The 410-nt window shown below is 69.5% G+C and carries 1 pseudogene; it reads right to left on the bottom strand.

Features of this window, described 5'->3' with window-relative positions:
* A pseudogene (locus K206_RS40620) lies at window positions 1–410 on the bottom strand (NADP-dependent malic enzyme); the annotation flags it as partial.

Here is a 410-nt window from a genome sequence, read left to right as displayed (position 1 = left end):
CGCGCTCTTCCTCGCCCTCGGCGAAGACGATGCGCTTCTTCTCCATGTCCACCTGGCGCGCCGCCGCGTAGATCGGCTTCATCAGCGTGCCCGAGTGGTAGACGAACTGCTGCAGCTGCAGGCGGTACGCGTCCATGTCGGCGATCGGGCGCGCGGCCACGCCGGACCGCATCGCGGCTTCGGCCACGGCCGGGGCGATCTTGACGATCAGGCGCGGGTCGAACGGCTTGGGGATCAGGTATTCGGGGCCGAACGACAGGTCCTGGATGCCGTAGGCGGTGGCGACGATGTCGCTCTGCTCCTGGCGGGCCAGTTCCGCCACGGCGTGGGCGGCGGCGACTTCCATCTCGCGCGTGATGGTGGTCGCGCCGCAGTCCAGCGCGCCGCGGAAGATGAACGGGAAGCACAGG

Source organism: Cupriavidus sp. WS (genome assembly GCF_000395345.1).
GTDB lineage: Bacteria > Pseudomonadota > Gammaproteobacteria > Burkholderiales > Burkholderiaceae > Cupriavidus > Cupriavidus basilensis_B.
This window is presented reverse-complemented; position numbering and strand designations above follow the sequence as displayed.